Genomic DNA, 16,494 nt, shown 5'->3' with positions numbered 1-16,494 from the left:
AAGCAGAAAGTGCCATAGAAAATACACGAACAAGTGCAATAAACGCGATGGGCTCGCATAATGTTAATTTCTTGTATGTGACAATCTTGCTCGCTCTAAGGCGTCGCGGGAAGACGACTTAGGCGGAAACCTCAAAATCTGAGCTAAGGAGACGTAGTCATGGCAGCCAACCGCATTGAAAAAGATTCAATGGGTCCGATCGAAGTTTCGGCAGATAAGTTGTGGGGCGCACAAACGCAGCGTTCGCTGGAGCACTTCCGTATCTCCACCGAGAAGATGCCCGTGGCGCTTGTGCATGCGCTGGCGCTGACCAAGCGCGCCGCCGCCCAGGTTAACCGCGATCTGGGGCTGCTGCCGGCTGAACGGGCCGGGGCGATTATCGACGCCGCTGACGAGGTGCTGGCCGACCAGCACAGCGACGAGTTCCCGCTGGCCATCTGGCAGACCGGCTCCGGCACCCAGACCAACATGAACATGAATGAAGTGCTGGCTAACCGCGCCAGCGAATTGCTGGGCGGCGAGCGCGGCATGTCGCGCAAAGTGCATCCGAATGATGATGTTAACAAGAGCCAGAGCTCCAACGATGTGTTCCCGACGGCGATGCACGTTGCTGCGGTGATTGCGCTGCGCGAACAGCTGATCCCGCAAATTGAGGTGCTGAAAAACACCCTGAGCGAGAAGTCCGTCGCGTTTAAAGACATCGTTAAAATTGGTCGTACCCACCTGCAGGACGCCACACCGCTGACGCTCGGCCAGGAGATTTCCGGCTGGGTTGCCATGCTGGAGCACAATCTGAAGCACATCGAACACAGTATTCCGCACGTCGCCGAGCTGGCGCTGGGCGGCACGGCGGTCGGTACCGGCCTGAATACCCATCCGGAATATGCGGTGCGCGTGGCGAAAGCGCTGGCCGACCTGACGCAGCAACCCTTTGTCACTGCGCCCAACAAGTTTGAAGCGCTGGCGACCTGCGATGCGCTGGTGCATGCGCACGGCGCGCTGAAAGGACTGGCCGCGTCGCTGATGAAAATCGCTAACGACGTGCGCTGGCTGTCATCCGGTCCGCGCTGCGGCATCGGTGAAATCAGCATCCCGGAAAATGAGCCCGGTAGCTCGATCATGCCAGGCAAAGTCAACCCAACGCAGTGTGAAGCGCTGACCATGCTGTGCTGCCAGGTGATGGGCAATGACGTGGCGGTGAACATGGGCGGTGCATCCGGTAACTTCGAACTCAACGTCTACCGGCCAATGGTGATCCACAACTTCCTGCAGTCGGTACGGCTGCTGGCCGACGGCATGGACAGCTTCAATCACCATTGCGCGGTGGGCATTGAGCCCAACCGCGAGCGCATCGATCAGCTGCTCAACGAGTCGCTGATGCTGGTTACCGCGCTGAATACCCATATCGGCTATGACAAAGCGGCGGAAATTGCCAAGCAGGCGCACAAACAGGGGCTGACGCTGAAAGCCTCGGCGCTGCAGCTCGGCTACCTGACCGAAGCGCAGTTTGACGAATGGGTGCGGCCGGAAGAGATGGTTGGCAGCATGAAGCAATAGCTTTACTGCCGGACACTACAGCGCGACCTGTCGCGCTGTTTTTTTGCCTTACAGACGGTCACTCCATAAATGCAGCCGCGGGATGATCAGATGCAGCGGCTGCGCCAGCGGCTTGTAACGGTGCGCGATGTTTTCAGCATCGTAATCCAGCAGTTCACCCAGCGTCGGCACCTGCGTACGATCGCGGCACAACACCAGCAGCGGCGAAGGGCAGGCCAGCTGCAGCTGTTTTTTCTCGCTGGCGCGCCACAGCCGCGCGATAGGTTGCACTTTAACCGGCCGCTTGATCTTCAGCTGCGCGCCGTCCGGCAATGACCGCACCCGCTCCAGCTCCTGCTGCACTTTCTCTGCCCACTGTTCGCGCGTCCACGGTGCCTGCGCGCGGTTCGCCTTCAGGCTGCGCTCCAGCTGCCCGACGATGGCCTCGCGCGTCACCTTCTTGATGATGTTCTTATTCGCCCAGCCAAAACGCAGCGTATCCGGCGCCTGCAGTAGCGTGACGCTGCGGTAGGCATTGAGCGTGATCAGGCCACGCAGATGCTGGTGCACAAACTCAAAACGCGCCTCGCTTGGCAGGCCGGAGTCGACGGTGATCAATTGCTCCAGCCGCTGTTTAAGGGTGTTGATGGTCGTGACCTGCTGCTCCAGTCGCTGGCTGGCTGCCTCATCCGCCTCAATGCAGAGGGCGCCAGGCAGACGCACCGCCGCTTTGGTGCTGAGTTTTTCTGACTGATGCTGCATAAACAGGCGACAATAGTGGGCGAGGGCCATTTCGCGCGCGCGTTTACCGAGATGCTGGGTCACCGCGATGCGGTTGATTTCATCATGCTCTTTGCCTTTCTCGATCTCCGGCAGGCTGAACACGCGCGCCAGCAACAGCGGCTGCTGTTCAACCGACGCGCGCAGTGCAGTGAGTTCGCGCTCCAGCGTATTGACGCATTCATGTAAATCAGCCACCAAATCATAGCGAGCCATCGCGGTTCTCCATAGTTACAACATACCAAAGGGTGGCACTGAATGACGCGGCGGGCAAGCAGGCATACTAGTTACAACATACTTTAATAAGGTTTATCCATCCAGTCACTGAAACCCCGGCGTGGAATTCGGCTCAACAGGGCGCGCGGGCATTTTTCCTGTCGGATGAACATGTTATAACCGTGATTTACCTGTTAACGGATATTAGCTGTGGAGTATCAGCCAAAACCGGGCGCGCCCGCTATCGTCACGCTCGGCGCCGTGCAGATCCTGTCATGGGGCGGATCATTTTATCTGATGGCCGTGATGGCTAACCCGATCATCGCGGAAACCGGCTGGTCGCAGCAGTGGGTGTATGGCGCACTTTCGCTCGGCATTCTGGTCTCTGGCCTGCTGGCACCGCTGTGCGGCCAGCTGATTGCCCGCGCACACGGTCGCCGGCTGCTGGCGGCGAGCGGGGCGGTGATGGCGCTCGGGCTGGTGATCATGGCGCTGAGCCACAATTTGCCGCTGTTTCTGTTCGCCTGGCTGATTATCGGCGCGGGCATGGCGATGGGCCTGTATGACGCGCTGTTCGCCACGCTGGGCACCTTATATGGCGGCCAGGCGCGTGGCGCGATTACCGGTATTACGCTGATTTCAGGATTCTGCACCTCGCTGGTGTGGCCCGGCATCGCGCTGCTGATCCACTGGCTGGAGTGGCGCGGCGCCTGTCTGGCTATTGCCGCGCTGCTGTGTCTGGCGGTGCTGCCGGCTTACCTGTATGCGCTGCCAGCGCCGCGCACGCCATCCATACCAAAAGCCACGCAACAGCATACCGCACAGAATTCGCTGGCCCCCACGCTGTTCTGGCTGCTGTGCAGCATCTTTACCCTCGCGTCGGTGATCATGACGGCGATATCGGTGCAGTTGATTACCCTGCTGCAGGCGAGCGGGCATTCGCTGAGCGCCGCGCTGGCGATCAGCACGCTGCTGGGGCCGTGCCAGGTGGCGTCGCGCATTGTCGATATGACGTTCAAACGCGGCCATCCCATCTGGACCACTTTCTTCTCGGTCGGACTGGTGGCGCTGGGATTACTGCTGCTGGCCTGTTATCCCGCGTGGGCGCTGCTGAGTATGGTGCTGTACGGTGCAGGAAATGGCTTGCGGGCTATCGTGCGCGGTACGCTGCCGCTGGCGATGGTAAAACCGGAAGAGTACGCCATTGTGGTTGGCCGCATGGCGCGACCCGCGCTGATTGGTCAGGCGCTCACACCGCTGATTGGCGGATATATTTTCCAGCATTCCGGTGCGCAGGCTACGCTGTGGCTGTTATGTGCGCTGGCGCTGATCAACGTGCTTTTGGTGGTGGTGCTGAAGCGGAAATTGCCGGCAGGCGCTCCGGAATCCGCAGGTTGAAATCGCCACTGACGGTTAACGGGCAGAGATGGCCGCTGCTGCGCTTTAGTGGCGATCCGTCAGATATTGCAGCAGGCAACACAACGCGCTTAACAGCAGAGTGCAGCCAGCCGAGACAACGAAAGGCAGCGGTGCCATCCGTACGCATTGCCATAAGGTTGGCGCGTTCAGGCAGCTGGTTGCCGCCGTAACGATGCCCACCGTCAGCGGGAGAACGGTCAGCAATAACGCGCCGACGACCGGGGATAATACAGACATTATTTCGCGCCTCGAAAATAGTAACGGCGCGCATTTTGTGCAAAAAATAGCAAGGGAATCATGACCCGGATCAATATTATTCCTTTCAGAAGACGGTTTATCAACCCTGACGCCGCCTCCTTCGCCGGTGTGTTTTGTTTCTTACACAGAAACAATGGCTTGTTTGAAGGTCGGTTGCGCAGACGGCGCACCACGCGTGCAGAAATAATCGTCCCTTTGTCACAACGTCCTTTGCCAGCCCGCAGCTACAGCGGTGGGGGCAAAAAAGTGACACGTCACGCATATTGTTGCGCAAGGCTCAGAGTGCTAAAGCGGTCAGCGGCATGTCCTGCTGGGATATTTTTATCTAAATTCAATATCTTAAGTCGATATCAAGGCGGGTAATAGCGCAGGTTAGTCACGGGCGGAAAGCATTTTCGGTATTCTAAAAAGCAACAGTGTTTGTTATATTTATTGCTCATTGATTATTCACTGCCGCGGTATGAAAACAAGAAGATAGGCCGCAACTCAGGAAACAGAAATGCTAGATTACCGCTTCCCGACAGCTTTGCAGATGGTTTTGAGCGTAGCGATGGCGGAGCAATTGGGTAAACGCTCGACCAGTGCCATTCTGGCGTACGGTCTTGAAGCGAACCCCAGTTTCATTCGGAAACTCATGGTTCCTTTAACGCGCGATGGCATCATTGTCTCGACGCTTGGCCGTACCGGCTCGATCCATCTGGGTCGTCCGGCCGCTGAGATCACGCTGCGCGATATCTACACCTCAGTGATTGAAGACAAAAAACTGTGGGCGTCGCGCCCCGATGTCGCACCGCGCTGCCTGGTCAGCGCCAACCTGTGCTGGTACTTCAAATCGATCGCGGAGCAAGCGGAAGAGGCGTCGCTTAAAGTGCTGGAAACACGCACCGTCGCCGATGCCCTTAACGAGCTGAAAAAGCACGATACCAGCAACTGCGAACCGCTGCCTGACCTCGAAATCGCCGAACTCTGCAAAAAAGACCGCTAACCTCCCGTGCGCATCGCTGATGCGCACCTTTCCATTCCGCTTCTGCACGCGCAATCTACCCCTGTAAATCCTGTGAAATCCCGCTGCTGTGCTCTGGCGCAGAGGCACGCTGTTGCTGTGTAACATCGTCATGCTGCGCCAGGCAAAAAAAATCCGGGCACGATGGCCCGGATGGGTTTTACTCCTTAGCGTTTACACCGTCTGCGTTTCCACCGCCGGCTGCTGTTTGCGCGTCACCAGCTTACGCAGCGTCACGTAGAACACCGGCGTCAGGAACAGGCCAAACAGCGTAACCCCCAGCATGCCCGAGAACACGGTGATGCCGGTGACGCCACGCACTTCGGCGCCCGCACCTTCGCCCAGAATCAGCGGCACGGTGCCGGCGATAAAGGCGATGGAGGTCATGACGATGGGGCGCAGACGCAGGCGACAGGCTTCCAGCGCCGACTCCACAATCCCTTTGCCCTGCATCTCCAGTTCGCGGGCGAACTCGACGATCAGGATGGCGTTCTTACATGCCAGCCCCATCAGCACCACCAGACCAACCTGGACAAACACGTTGTTATCGCCGCCGGTCAGCCACACGCCGACCAGTGCGGATAGCATCGTCACCGGTACGATCAGGATCACTGCCAGCGGCAGCGTCCAGCTCTCATACAGCGCCGCCAGTACCAGGAACGCCAGCAGCACCGCCACCGGGAACACGATAAACGCGGTGTTGCCCTGGGTTGCCTGCTGATAGCTCAGGTCGGTCCATTCGATATTCATGCCGTTCGGCAGCACCTGGCTGGACATCGCCTCGAGTTTCTCCATCGCCTGCGCGGAAGAGAGCACGCGCGGATCGGCATCGCCAATCAGGTCGGCCGCCGGATAGCCGTTATAGCGAATCACCGGGTCCGGACCGTAGGTGGTGGTGATGTTCACCATGCTGCCAATCGGCACCATCTCACCGCGATCGTTACGGGTGCGCAGGTTCGCGATATCCTGCACGCTGTCGCGGAAATCCCCGTCAGCCTGCGCCATCACACGCCAGGTACGACCAAACTTGTTGAAGTCGTTGACGTAAGACGAACCCAGATACACCTGCAGCGTCGTGAACAGATCGGTCAGCGATACGCCCTGTGCTTTGGCTTTGTCGCGATCGACCTGCACATCCAGCTGCGGCACGTTGGCCTGATAGGAGGAGATCGGGAACATCATGCCTGGCGTCTGCATCACCGCACCGGACAGGGTATTAATCGCGGTTTGCAGTGCGCCATAGCCCAGGCCCGCACGGTCCTGCACATACAGCGAATAGCCCGATCCCTGGCCCAGACCGAGGATCGGCGGTGGCATGATGGAGAAACCGAAGCCCTGCTGGATTTTGGAAATTTTCGCGTTGATCTCAGCATTGATTTCCGCCGCAGTGCGGCTGCGCTCGCTGAACGGCTTCAGACCGAAGAACACCGTGCCGGTATTGGGCGTATTGGTGAACTGCAGCGCATTCAGGCCGGGGAAGGCTACGGAGTAGGCCACGCCTTCGGTGTTCATGCCGATTTCGCTCATCTTACGAATCACTTCATCGGTACGCGCCAGCGATGAGCCTTCCGGCATCTTCACGCCACCAATCAGGTACAGCTTATCCTGCGTCGGAATAAAGCCACCTGGCACGGTATGGAACATAAAGCCGGCACCGGCCAGCAGCAGCACGTACACGCCAAACACCGCACCGCGCCGGCGCAGGGTTTTGCCGACCATCGATTCATAGCCGTCTGAGCTGCGCTGGAAGAAGCGGTTAAACGGCCGGAACACCCAGCCCAGCAGGCGATCGATCAGGCGCGTCGGCAGGTCCTTCGGCGCACCGTGCGCCTTCAGCAGTTTCGCCGCCAGCGCCGGAGAGAGCGTCAGCGAGTTAATCGCCGAAATCACCGTCGAAATGGCAATGGTCACGGCAAACTGCTTATAGAACTGACCGGTTACGCCCGAGAGGAAGGCCATCGGCACAAATACCGCACACAGCACCAGCGCGATGGCGATAATCGGCCCGGAGACCTCGCGCATCGCCTGGTGAGCCGCCGCCACCGGTGTTAAGCCCTGTTCAATGTTCCGCTCGACGTTCTCCACCACCACGATGGCGTCATCGACCACGATCCCAATCGCCAGCACCAGCCCGAACAGACTCAGGGTATTGAGCGAAAAGCCCAGCAGGTAGAGCACGCTGAAGGTACCGACCACCGACACCGGCACGGCCAGCAGCGGGATGATCGAGGCGCGCCACGTCTGCAGGAACAGAATCACCACCAGCACCACCAGCACGATGGCTTCGAACAGCGTCTGGACCACGGCGCGGATCGAGTCACGCACGAAAACCGTCGGGTCATAAGGCGCGGCCCACTGCACGTCATCCGGGAAGCGCGTTGCCAGCTCGGCCATCTTGGCGCGTACCGCATTTGACAGGTCGATGGCGTTTGCGCCCGGCGACTGGAAGATACCGATACCAACCGCATCCTTGTTGTTCAGCTGCGAACGCAGGGCATAGCTGCCGGAGCCCATCTCGATGCGCGCCACGTCACGCAGGCGCACCAGCGTGCCGTCATCGGCGGTTTTCAGGATGATGTTGCCAAACTGCGCCTCATCTTCCAGCCGCCCCTGGGTGTTGATCGACAGCAGAAAATCGCTCTCTTTCTTCGTCGGCTCTGCGCCCAGCTGCCCGGCAGAAACCTGCACGTTCTGCTCCTGCATGGCGCTGACCACGTCGCCGGCGGTCATGCCGCGCGCCGCCACTTTGTTCGGGTCGAGCCAGACGCGCATCGCGTAATCACCGGCACCGAAGATCTGAATCTGGCCGACGCCCGGCAGGCGCGCCAGCTCATCTTTCACCTTCAGCGTGGCGTAGTTACGCAGATAGAGCGAATCGTACTTGCCGTGGGGCGAGAACAGATGCACCACCAGCGTCAGGGTAGGTGACTGCTTCTGGGTGGTCAGGCCGAGCTGACGCACCTCTTCCGGCAGACGCGCTTCAGCCTGTGCCACGCGGTTTTGCACCTGGACCTGCGCCTGATCGGGATCGGTTCCCGGGCGGAAGGTCACGGTGGTAACCAGCACGCCATCTGAGCCGGCCACCGACTTCATGTACATCATGTTTTCCACCCCGTTGATCGCTTCTTCCAGCGGCGTTGCCACCGAATCAGCAATCACTTTGGGGTTGGCACCGGGATATTCTGCGCGCACCTGCACGCTGGGTGGTACCACGTTGGGGTATTCACTGATCGGCAACAGCGGAATGGCGATCAGTCCGGTGGTAAATATCAAAATCGACAGCACCGCGGCGAAAATCGGTCGGTCGATAAAAAAGCGGGAGAAATCCATAACGGGCAGTCTCGATTATTATTGATCGGAGCGCATGGCCACCGGCTGCGCTTTTACCGGCATACCGGGCATGAACACTTTCTGCAGACCGTTGACAATGACCTTGTCACCTGGCTTCAGACCCTGCTGCACAATACGCAGGCCGTTAGCCAGATCGCCCAGTTGAACATCGCGGCGTTCGGCTTTGCCCTGCGCATCAACCACGTAAACATATTTACGATCCTGGTCGGTCAGTACCGCGCGGTCGTCGACCAGCAGCGCGTTAAATTCTGCGCTGCCCGGCAGCCGCACGCGAGCAAACAGGCCTGGGGTAAACTGACGCTGCTGATTGTCGAGCGTGGCGCGCATGCGAATGGTGCCGGTGCTGGCGGTCAGCTGGTTATCGAGAAAATCGACAGTGCCGCGGTGCGGATAGCCCTGTTCGCCGGTCAGCGCAATCTCTACCGGCAGCGAACCGCGGTTCTGGCCCTGACGCGCCATCGCCTGGTACTGCAGATAAATCGCTTCGTCGACGTCAAAGTAGACATACATGCGGTCCTGCGAAACCAGCGTGGTGAGAACGCTGGCGCTGTCGCCGGCGGTCACCAGGTTACCGGTGGTGATCATCGCCCGGCTGGCGCGACCATCAATTGGCGCGGTGACGCGGGTAAAGTCGAGGTTCAGCTGCGCCATATCGACTGCCGCCTGGGCGGCCAGCACGCTGGCCTGCGCCTGACTGGCGGTCGAACGCCGCTGTTCCCACTCTTCGCGCGACACCACCTGGGTGCCGATCAGCTTGTCGGTACGGGCCGACTCGCTGCGGGCCAGCGCCGCCTGGCTCCGCGCGCTGGCCAGTTCGGCCTGCGCCTGCTCCAGCGTGGCGCGGTAGGTGCGGTCATCAATGGTAAACAGCACCTGACCTTTCTTCACCTCATCGCCTTCGCGATAGTTAACCTGATCGATATAGCCCGAGACGCGCGGACGCAGCTGCACGCTCTGCACCGCTTCAATGCGGCCATTGAAGCTATCCCACTGGCTGACTTTTTGTTGCACCACCTGCGCGACACTCACTTCGGGCGGAGGCGGCGGCGCATTTTGCGCTACACCGCGATCACAACCGGCCAGCAGGCTTCCCAGCAACATCACTCCTGACAGGCTTACGGCCCGACGAACCCCATATGTTTGCAGATGCATTGTTGTTATTCCGCGTTGGTGAAAAAGAAAGGAGACGTACGAAAAATCTGCAACTTTTAAGATTGCATTAAAACCACAGGAGTGTAGGCTTGGGCGAACTGCATCTGCAAGAATATCTGATACACTTTATGTGCGGTTTTGATCAATTCGTAACAGGTAGCGAAAGCCCCTACGGCGAGTGCGGCATTTAATGCAATAATAAAACTTGCATTAAGTGCGATAGTCAGTCACCCTTAAAGTGTAATTGCAACTGATACTGATACTGTTCGCCATGGCGACGGGAGAGAATGGGATGATGAGCGACGCTTTTATTCACGATCTGATCGACTGGATTGATAACAACATTGAAGCACGTCTGGATCTGGACACCGTAGCGGGGCGCGCCGGCTATTCGAAGTGGCACCTGCAGCGCATGTTCAAAGAGCACACCGGCTATCCGCTGGGTGAGTACATCCGGGCCAAGAAGCTGAAAAAATCGGCCGACCGCCTGACCACCACCAACGAACCGATCCTTAACGTGGCCATTTCGCTGGGCTTCGATTCACAGCAGTCGTTTAACCGCAGCTTCAAGCGCCAGTATGGCGTGGCACCGGGCGCATGGCGTCGTCACGCCGCGCACACCCCGAGCGCGATGCAGCAGTAAACCTCCGCCAGGGCCAGCCATGCTGGCCCGCGTTTTTCCCCGCCTGAAACCTGCTATTATCGGCGTCCTGCTTTTCAGGATGTCACTATGTCGAAAAAACTCTGGATTGGATTACTGTTTGCGCTGGTGGTTTGCTGGATCGGGCTGAAGCCCCATCTGAGCGGTACTGCGCCGGAAAAACAGACGGATATTGCGCAACTGACCGATGCACATCGCGTGGCGCGCTGGCTCCAGCAGCATCACCGTTTGCCTGATTTTTATCTCACCAAAAGCGCGGCACGTCGTCAGGGCTGGTACCCGGCGCAGGGTAACCTGTGTGAGGTGTTGCCAGGGCGGGCGATTGGCGGCGATCGCTTCAGTAACCGCGAACGGCGGCTGCCGATGCAGGCGGGGCGCCAGTGGTATGAGGCGGACGTCAATTATAACTGCGGCCACCGCGATGCCGATCGTCTGCTTTACTCTTCTGATGGGCTGATCTTTCTCACCACCGATCACTATCGCAGCTTCACGCCGCTACCCTGACTATGCTGACACTCCATTTTGATTTTCGCACGCTGGGCACGCGCCAGGCCTTTTATCAGGCGCTGGTCGATCAGAGCGGCTGCGGTGAACGCTTTGGTTACAATCTGGATGCGCTGTGGGACTGGCTGACCGGCGGTATGGCGCTGCCGGCAACGCTGCATCTGGAGCATGTCGCCGAGGTCAGCACCAGCGCGGAGTTTGCCCCAGTGCTGGCGCTGCTGGAAGAGGCGGTGCAGCAGCTGGCAGGCGAGCTGCGCCTGATTACACACTGACTACGCGTGCAGCGGCAGCAGCATAATCGCCAGCGTCTGGCGTGCGCTGGCCGGCAAATCGCCGCCGCCGGTGTAGCCGTTATTTTCGACGATCAGCGAATTTAATCCCACCAGCCAGTCATAAATGTAATAGGCGGTGTGGTTAGCCGGCGCGGCAGACAGCCGCGTCAGACGCTGGCCTGACGAAAAGCTGACGCTGGGCGCCGGTGGGCGGGCGAAAATCGGGCTGCCGCGATTGACGCGACTCTGCGGCCGTTCACGTTCATCCCGCTGCAGGAAGCCGAGCCAGGCGACAAAGTCACCCAGCACCGTCATGGCACGCGACACCTGGCGATCGGTGCGCGCTTCATGGGCACTGGCCTGCGTCTCTGTTTCGTTCAGCGCGCTTTGCAGTTTGCTCAGCACCTGCAGACGGAAGCTGGCGGTGATGAGCTCCTCCACCAACAGTTCCAGCGTCGGCTTATCAACGTTGAGCAGCGCCAGCAGGCTCTGGCTCTCCGGCAGCTGACGCAGGTGCGCCAGCCACAGCGCGAACACCTGCTGAGGAAACTGCTGATCGCGCTGGCCGCTGCTGCTGCGCGGTTCGGCGGTGGTTACCGGCTCATCGTTAAACAGGTCAAACTCAAAACCAATACCAAAATAGCTCTGCTCCACCGCGGCCGGCTGACCGCCGGTGGACGGCGTGCTGCCGTGGCTCTGACTCAGCCACAGCTGGCGCACCGCTTCGCGCGACGGCTGCAGACGCTCAAGCAGCTCGCCGTGCAGGCCGGTGCGATGCTGTAAACACTTCAGCAGCGTATCGGCGATGGCCTGTTTCCGCGCGGCCTGTTCCGGCGTGGCGCTGGCTTCGGTCCACGGCTGCAGACGCTCCTCCAGTTTCTGCTGCAGCGTGCTGAGCTGCAGCGCCAGCCGGTCGCGCCGTGCCTCCGGCTGCATCTCATCCTGCAGCCAGCTGCTCATACGGTCGACGCCAGCGCGATCGCGCGCCAGCATTGAGCCCCAGCTCTGGCCAGGCTGACCAATCTGCCGCTGTACCGCTTCATCGACGTTGATTTGCGACTGCTGATAGCGCGCATCGTGCGGCGTAATCGCCCAAATCAGGCGCGGCTTGTCTGTGCTGGCCGTCGCGCTCTGTTGCAGTTGCCACTCGCGCAGCGCGCTGGCGGCGAGATCCGCATCCTGACGCTGACTGGCGGCGGTACAAATCAGCATTAAATCGATGCCCTGACGGGCGGCATAGAAGCCCGGCAGCAGGGCACGTTTCTGTTCCAGCAGACTGGCGCGCAGCGCATCACGCGCCTGCAACCTTGCGCGCTCGTCCTGCTGATCGCGGTCGGCGGGCGTGCCCGGTGCGGGCAGTTCCAGCATATCGGCTTCGTCATACAGCGCCTGACGCGGCGTCGAACTGAGCGGCAGGGTGATTTCCAGCGTCAGCAGCGCCAGCCAGCCGAGCGGTACTGACTGCGGTTTGCCCACGCGGTTGGCGACAACCGGACACACTTCAATCAATTCGTTCAGGTCGGCGTCATGGCCGATGAGCTTTTCAGCGGGCAGCGAGGCGTCATCCACCAGCAGGCTGAGCGGTGCCAGCACGCGCGGCGCGTGCCGCAGCTGATGGCGCAGATGCAGCAGGCTGCGCAGGGTTTCATTCAGCGCCGGACGCTGCGGCCACAGCAGCGCAAACAGCTGCACGCGGTCGTCTACGTTGAGCCACGGTGCCAGCTCAATCGCCTGCGGCCAGAAATGACGGTCCAGCACCTCGGCGTGGTCGGGCTGGCGGCGATGCCACGCCCACAGCGTCACCAGCGCGTCGCTGTCGAGGCCGGGCTGCATCTCGCTCTGGCGATGGCGCTGCAGGCGCTGCAGCGCGGCATCAATCGCCGCGCTGTCCGGCTGGGTTTCCGCGCTGGCACAGGCCAGCATCAGACGAATCAGCTCGGCTTCGCTCAGCAGCGTCATCTCCAGCGGCCACGCACCAGACTGCGCTTCACGCTGATGGCTGAAACGGGTGGCGATGGCAAAATCGAGATTGCCGGGATTGATGTGCTGAAAATAGTTCAGGGTTTTGTCGCCGAGGCGGGCGATCAGCTGGCCCTGCGCGTCGCCGACCATTTCACTCAGCAGCCAGGCTTTACCCGCCTGCGACTGACCAAACAGCGCCAGGGTAACCGGCCGTGCCAGCTGTCGCGCCAGCGCGTGGCTCTCAACGCGGGCGCGACGCAGCTGGAGCCGCAGCGTATCGGCTTCCAGCGCCAGACGCGGCGAGTGCGCCTGGTGGCTCTCCACCCAGTTCAGCGCTCCGTCAACCGTCTCCTGCAGCAGGCCCAGGCGTTTAGCAGGCGTCGCCGGCGTGGCTTTTTTGGCAGTTCTCATCGTTTACACACGCTCCCGCTGTCGATCCAGTATTGCGCATTGGCGTTGCCGGTGGCCGACAGCGTATTCAGTTTCAGACTCAGTTGCTCCAGCGGCACGCGCGTGCCATCGTCCATGCGCGCCTCGCTCAGCACCAGCCGCTCCGGGCCGAGATTATCCGGGCCCGGTTGTACCGCCAGCCTGATGCGCAGCACGCTTTCGCCCGCTACCTGGCGCGCCAGCTGCGGATCGGTAATGCTCAGGCTGTAGAGCGGTGTCGCCGGCCAGCGGTCGTTCTCCAGCTGGCGGAAACCGAGGCAGACGTTACCGCGAATGCGGAAGCTGCTTTTACGGTCCAGCGCGAAGCTGTGGCTGTCGAGATCAATCTCGCTGTAGCACAGATTGTCATCGCTCAGCGTGGCGTTTTCATCCAGCACGCCAAGATAGCGAATGGTCGAGTAGGGTTCAAAATCGCCGGCGCGGAACCAGAAGCTGCTGAGACGCAGATCGAGTGCCAGCAGACACAGCATGGCACCGACCGCCGCGGTGGATTTCGGGTTATCAATGCGTCCCTGTTTGTTGAACGGATACCAGTCGCTGGTGTGATACCCCTCCAGCGACAAAATGCGGCTGCCCGGCAGCGGCTGCAAATGACGCACCAGCGCCTGAATGCCCGGGAAGCGCGACGGGCGACCGGTCAGCAGCAGCACATCGCACTGATAGAGGGAAACCACTTCGCACATGGCGCGCAGCGCCGGGATGATCGCCATCCGGTGCTGCAGGAACTCAGCATGCAGCTGCGCCATGCTCACCACCAGCGGCACGTCAAGCAGATCGAAACGGCTGTCGCCGCCGAGCGTGCGCTGAATCTCTCCGTTGACAAACGCCAGCACGCTGCTGGCTGGCTTCTGCGGCACCAGCTCGCCAAACAGCGCGTTAATTTCGCTGTGGCTGTCGAGCGGATTCCAGTTTTCATAGCGCTCCAGCACCGCCTGCGCCAGCGGAATAAACAGCTGCAGGGTGACCTGCTGACGCAGCGTGGCCTGACCGTCCATGCGGCTGTCGTGTCCAAACAGCTTGTTCATCAGCGGTTCCGCCAGCGCCAGGCCGGCTTTTTGCAGACTCTGCTGTAGCGCGGGCAGGATCCACAGCTGAATCACGTCCAGCAGAATGTCATCGCCGGCCACTTTAAACCCTTCCCGGAACAGCAGGCGCGGGGTGATTTTCACGTTGTTGCCCTGACCATCATCCAGACGATACTGGGTGATGGCGAGGTCGGTGGTGCCGCCGCCGATATCAATCGAGGCGATGCGCAGGCTTTTGCCCGGCAGCTCATCCGCTTCGCGCGGGCGATCCGGGCGCGCCATGCTGCTGAAGAAATCTTCCGCGCGACCGGCAAAGTTCACCTGGGTTTCGTTGAACAGCCACACCATCTGACCGCAGGTGGCTTCATCCCACTCCATCTGCACATCCGGTACCGGCCGCAGGCTGTGCGCCTGGCTGGCGGCGTCAAACGCGGCGTCGGCCGGATGCCAGCCTTCGGCTTTCCACACCAGCGCGATGGCTTCCTGCATGCGGCGACGGAAAATTTCCCGCTCCGGCTTCGGCATGGCCGACGGCAGCGTCAGGATCACATGCCGCAGCTGGCGCGGCGCCTGGCTTTGCGGCATACGCTGGCGCTGGGCCACGCTGTTCATCTGCATCATGGCCTGCGCCAGCAGCTCACACAGCATAAAGGTCATCAGCGAGCTGCGGCTGTAGCTGGCAGAAAACACCGGCAGGCGGTCATCTTCCGGCAGGGCATGCAGCGGCTGCCCCTCATCGTTGAGCAACAGGGTAAACGGCAGCGCGGTGGCCTGCGGCTCGTCGCTGCCGCCGCTGGCGTTGAAGCGCCAGCCGGGCTGATAACGCGCTTCGTCCCATAAGTAGCGGCGCGGGCTGGAGAGGCCGGTGCTGCCCTCAGTGCCGGCGCGCTGCAGCGCCAGGCGGCTGGCTTCGCGACCGACGCGGGTCAGTGAGGGCCACATAAACGCGTTTTCACGACCGCTCTCCAGGGAGAAGTTGGCTTTGCCAAAGTGCGTCTCGGCAAACTCCAGTCGGCTGTCGAACAGCTCGTTGTAGACCTGGTGCGGCTGCGACAGATCGCGCAGCTGCAGCTCATAGGTCTGGCGCAGGCCGTTGCTCTCTTCGGGGTGATCTTCCACCAGAATGCCGCAGGTATGCGAGTTGCCGACGTCGAGAATGATATCCACGTTGACCGCCGGCGTTTGCGGTGAGGCCGCCTGGATAGTGATTTCTGCCAGATCGAGCTGTTCGCCCAGCAGTTCCAGCACGTTGAGATAGTGCGCCTGATATTCAAATTCGCGCAGCGCCTGGTTTACTTCCTGCTCGCGGCGTGATTCCAGCGCATACACCTGCTGGCTGAACGTCTCGCGCAGCCAGCCGTCAACCCAGGTGAGGTCGAGGAACTCGCCCAGTTCATAGTTGTGCCACGCCAGCGCAAAGCTGACGCCGTTCTGCGCATCGGCTTTGCTCAACCCCAGCTGCTCACCGCCGTCCGTGTCGGCCACCAGGCGCGTATCGAAGGCGAGGGTGATGCGATGGGTATTGCCCGCCGCGTCGGGCTGGCTGAGCGGCGCAAGGCGCAGACGCGCCCAGTTATCCGGGCCACCGATGAAACGACGGCCACTGGAACAGCGCAGCACCGGCAGCGGCAGCCACTGCCCGGCCAACAGCGTCAGGGAATCGGCCAGCGCGATATCTGTTTCCGGGCGCACCACCTCAGCGGCACCGCCATCCTGCGGATAGAGCAGAAACTTGCCGCTGTTGCCATCAACGTTGAGACGCAGCAGCGGGCCGTTGGCGGTCTGGCGCACAAACTGCCGCCGCGCCTGTAGCGCGGGCAGGCGCAGACCAAAATCAAGAAACTGCACACCGCTGTCTTCGATCAGCGTGATTTTCTGTTTGTCATCAATCAGGGGAGCCAACAT

12 protein-coding genes are annotated in these 16,494 nt (G+C 60.7%); 6 read left to right on the top strand and 6 right to left on the bottom strand.

All coding sequences use genetic code 11. The annotated features are described in order from the left end of the window. Positions 1–159 precede the first annotated feature (159 nt). Positions 160–1,557: a class II fumarate hydratase gene (gene fumC, locus AC6I8F_RS10450; protein ID WP_498028007.1), complete on the top strand. Its 1,398-nt coding sequence runs from the start codon at positions 160–162 to the stop codon at positions 1,555–1,557. Between the two features lie 48 nt (positions 1,558–1,605). Here fumC and tus read toward each other — a convergent pair whose 3' ends face one another. Beyond that, positions 1,606–2,532, bottom strand: coding sequence for a DNA replication terminus site-binding protein (gene tus, locus AC6I8F_RS10445; protein WP_059008706.1), 927 nt, complete (start codon positions 2,530–2,532; stop codon positions 1,606–1,608). Positions 2,533–2,742: 210 nt separating this feature from the next. Here tus and AC6I8F_RS10440 point away from each other — a divergent pair, with 210 nt between their 5' ends. Next, positions 2,743–3,930, top strand: coding sequence for an MFS transporter (locus AC6I8F_RS10440; RefSeq protein WP_498028006.1), 1,188 nt, complete (start codon positions 2,743–2,745; stop codon positions 3,928–3,930). Positions 3,931–3,975: 45 nt separating this feature from the next. Here AC6I8F_RS10440 and AC6I8F_RS10435 read toward each other — a convergent pair whose 3' ends face one another. Next, positions 3,976–4,188: a hypothetical protein gene (locus AC6I8F_RS10435; protein WP_058758474.1), complete on the bottom strand. Its 213-nt coding sequence runs from the start codon at positions 4,186–4,188 to the stop codon at positions 3,976–3,978. A gap of 520 nt (positions 4,189–4,708) precedes the next feature. On the opposite strand from AC6I8F_RS10435, the gene AC6I8F_RS10430 reads away from it, so the two are divergent. After that, complete coding sequence (locus tag AC6I8F_RS10430; protein ID WP_031279147.1) at positions 4,709–5,194, top strand: RrF2 family transcriptional regulator; 486 nt, start codon at positions 4,709–4,711, stop codon at positions 5,192–5,194. A 192-nt stretch (positions 5,195–5,386) separates the two neighbouring features. Here AC6I8F_RS10430 and oqxB read toward each other — a convergent pair whose 3' ends face one another. Together oqxB and AC6I8F_RS10420 are read right to left on the bottom strand one after the other, a co-directional pair. Further along, positions 5,387–8,542: a multidrug efflux RND transporter permease subunit OqxB gene (gene oqxB / locus AC6I8F_RS10425; RefSeq protein WP_058758475.1), complete on the bottom strand. Its 3,156-nt coding sequence runs from the start codon at positions 8,540–8,542 to the stop codon at positions 5,387–5,389. Positions 8,543–8,560: 18 nt separating this feature from the next. Further along, the gene (locus AC6I8F_RS10420; protein ID WP_498028005.1) at positions 8,561–9,715 is read right to left on the bottom strand and encodes an efflux RND transporter periplasmic adaptor subunit; all 1,155 of its coding nucleotides are present in this window, start codon (positions 9,713–9,715) and stop codon (positions 8,561–8,563) included. A 292-nt stretch (positions 9,716–10,007) separates the two neighbouring features. Between AC6I8F_RS10420 and AC6I8F_RS10415 the strand changes: the two genes are divergently transcribed. The 3 genes from AC6I8F_RS10415 to AC6I8F_RS10405 all read left to right on the top strand — a co-directional run bounded on the left by AC6I8F_RS10415 (position 10,008) and on the right by AC6I8F_RS10405 (position 11,152). Beyond that, positions 10,008–10,358, top strand: coding sequence for a helix-turn-helix domain-containing protein (locus AC6I8F_RS10415; RefSeq protein ID WP_021506154.1), 351 nt, complete (start codon positions 10,008–10,010; stop codon positions 10,356–10,358). Positions 10,359–10,445: 87 nt separating this feature from the next. After that, positions 10,446–10,880, top strand: coding sequence for a ribonuclease domain-containing protein (locus AC6I8F_RS10410; RefSeq protein WP_498028004.1), 435 nt, complete (start codon positions 10,446–10,448; stop codon positions 10,878–10,880). 2 nt (positions 10,881–10,882) lie between these two features. Further along, complete coding sequence (locus tag AC6I8F_RS10405; protein ID WP_498028003.1) at positions 10,883–11,152, top strand: barstar family protein; 270 nt, start codon at positions 10,883–10,885, stop codon at positions 11,150–11,152. Here the strand turns inward: AC6I8F_RS10405 and AC6I8F_RS10400 are convergent, their stop codons facing one another. Together AC6I8F_RS10400 and AC6I8F_RS10395 are read right to left on the bottom strand one after the other, a co-directional pair. Beyond that, positions 11,153–13,525: a virulence factor SrfC family protein gene (locus AC6I8F_RS10400; protein ID WP_498028002.1), complete on the bottom strand. Its 2,373-nt coding sequence runs from the start codon at positions 13,523–13,525 to the stop codon at positions 11,153–11,155. It lies immediately after the preceding gene. Then, the gene (locus tag AC6I8F_RS10395; protein ID WP_021506150.1) at positions 13,522–16,494 is read right to left on the bottom strand and encodes a virulence factor SrfB; all 2,973 of its coding nucleotides are present in this window, start codon (positions 16,492–16,494) and stop codon (positions 13,522–13,524) included. Before AC6I8F_RS10395 ends, AC6I8F_RS10400 begins: the two co-directional genes overlap by 4 nt.

The organism is gamma proteobacterium symbiont of Axiagastus rosmarus (assembly GCF_059730925.1).
Note: the sequence above shows the minus strand (reverse complement) of the source record. Positions and strands in the feature narration are given on the sequence as shown.

Bases quoted from the DNA above. Each gene is read 5' to 3' on its own strand.
- oqxB (WP_058758475.1), bottom strand. From the start codon at position 8,542: ATGGATTTCTCCCGCTTTTTTATCGACCGACCGATTTTCGCCGCGGTG.
- fumC (WP_498028007.1), top strand. From the start codon at position 160: ATGGCAGCCAACCGCATTGAAAAAGATTCAATGGGTCCGATCGAAGTT.
- AC6I8F_RS10395 (WP_021506150.1), bottom strand. From the start codon at position 16,494: ATGTTGGCTCCCCTGATTGATGACAAACAGAAAATCACGCTGATCGAA.
- AC6I8F_RS10420 (WP_498028005.1), bottom strand. From the start codon at position 9,715: ATGCATCTGCAAACATATGGGGTTCGTCGGGCCGTAAGCCTGTCAGGA.
- AC6I8F_RS10435 (WP_058758474.1), bottom strand. From the start codon at position 4,188: ATGTCTGTATTATCCCCGGTCGTCGGCGCGTTATTGCTGACCGTTCTC.
- AC6I8F_RS10430 (WP_031279147.1), top strand. From the start codon at position 4,709: ATGCTAGATTACCGCTTCCCGACAGCTTTGCAGATGGTTTTGAGCGTA.
- AC6I8F_RS10400 (WP_498028002.1), bottom strand. From the start codon at position 13,525: ATGAGAACTGCCAAAAAAGCCACGCCGGCGACGCCTGCTAAACGCCTG.
- tus (WP_059008706.1), bottom strand. From the start codon at position 2,532: ATGGCTCGCTATGATTTGGTGGCTGATTTACATGAATGCGTCAATACG.
- AC6I8F_RS10415 (WP_021506154.1), top strand. From the start codon at position 10,008: ATGATGAGCGACGCTTTTATTCACGATCTGATCGACTGGATTGATAAC.
- AC6I8F_RS10405 (WP_498028003.1), top strand. From the start codon at position 10,883: ATGCTGACACTCCATTTTGATTTTCGCACGCTGGGCACGCGCCAGGCC.
- AC6I8F_RS10410 (WP_498028004.1), top strand. From the start codon at position 10,446: ATGTCGAAAAAACTCTGGATTGGATTACTGTTTGCGCTGGTGGTTTGC.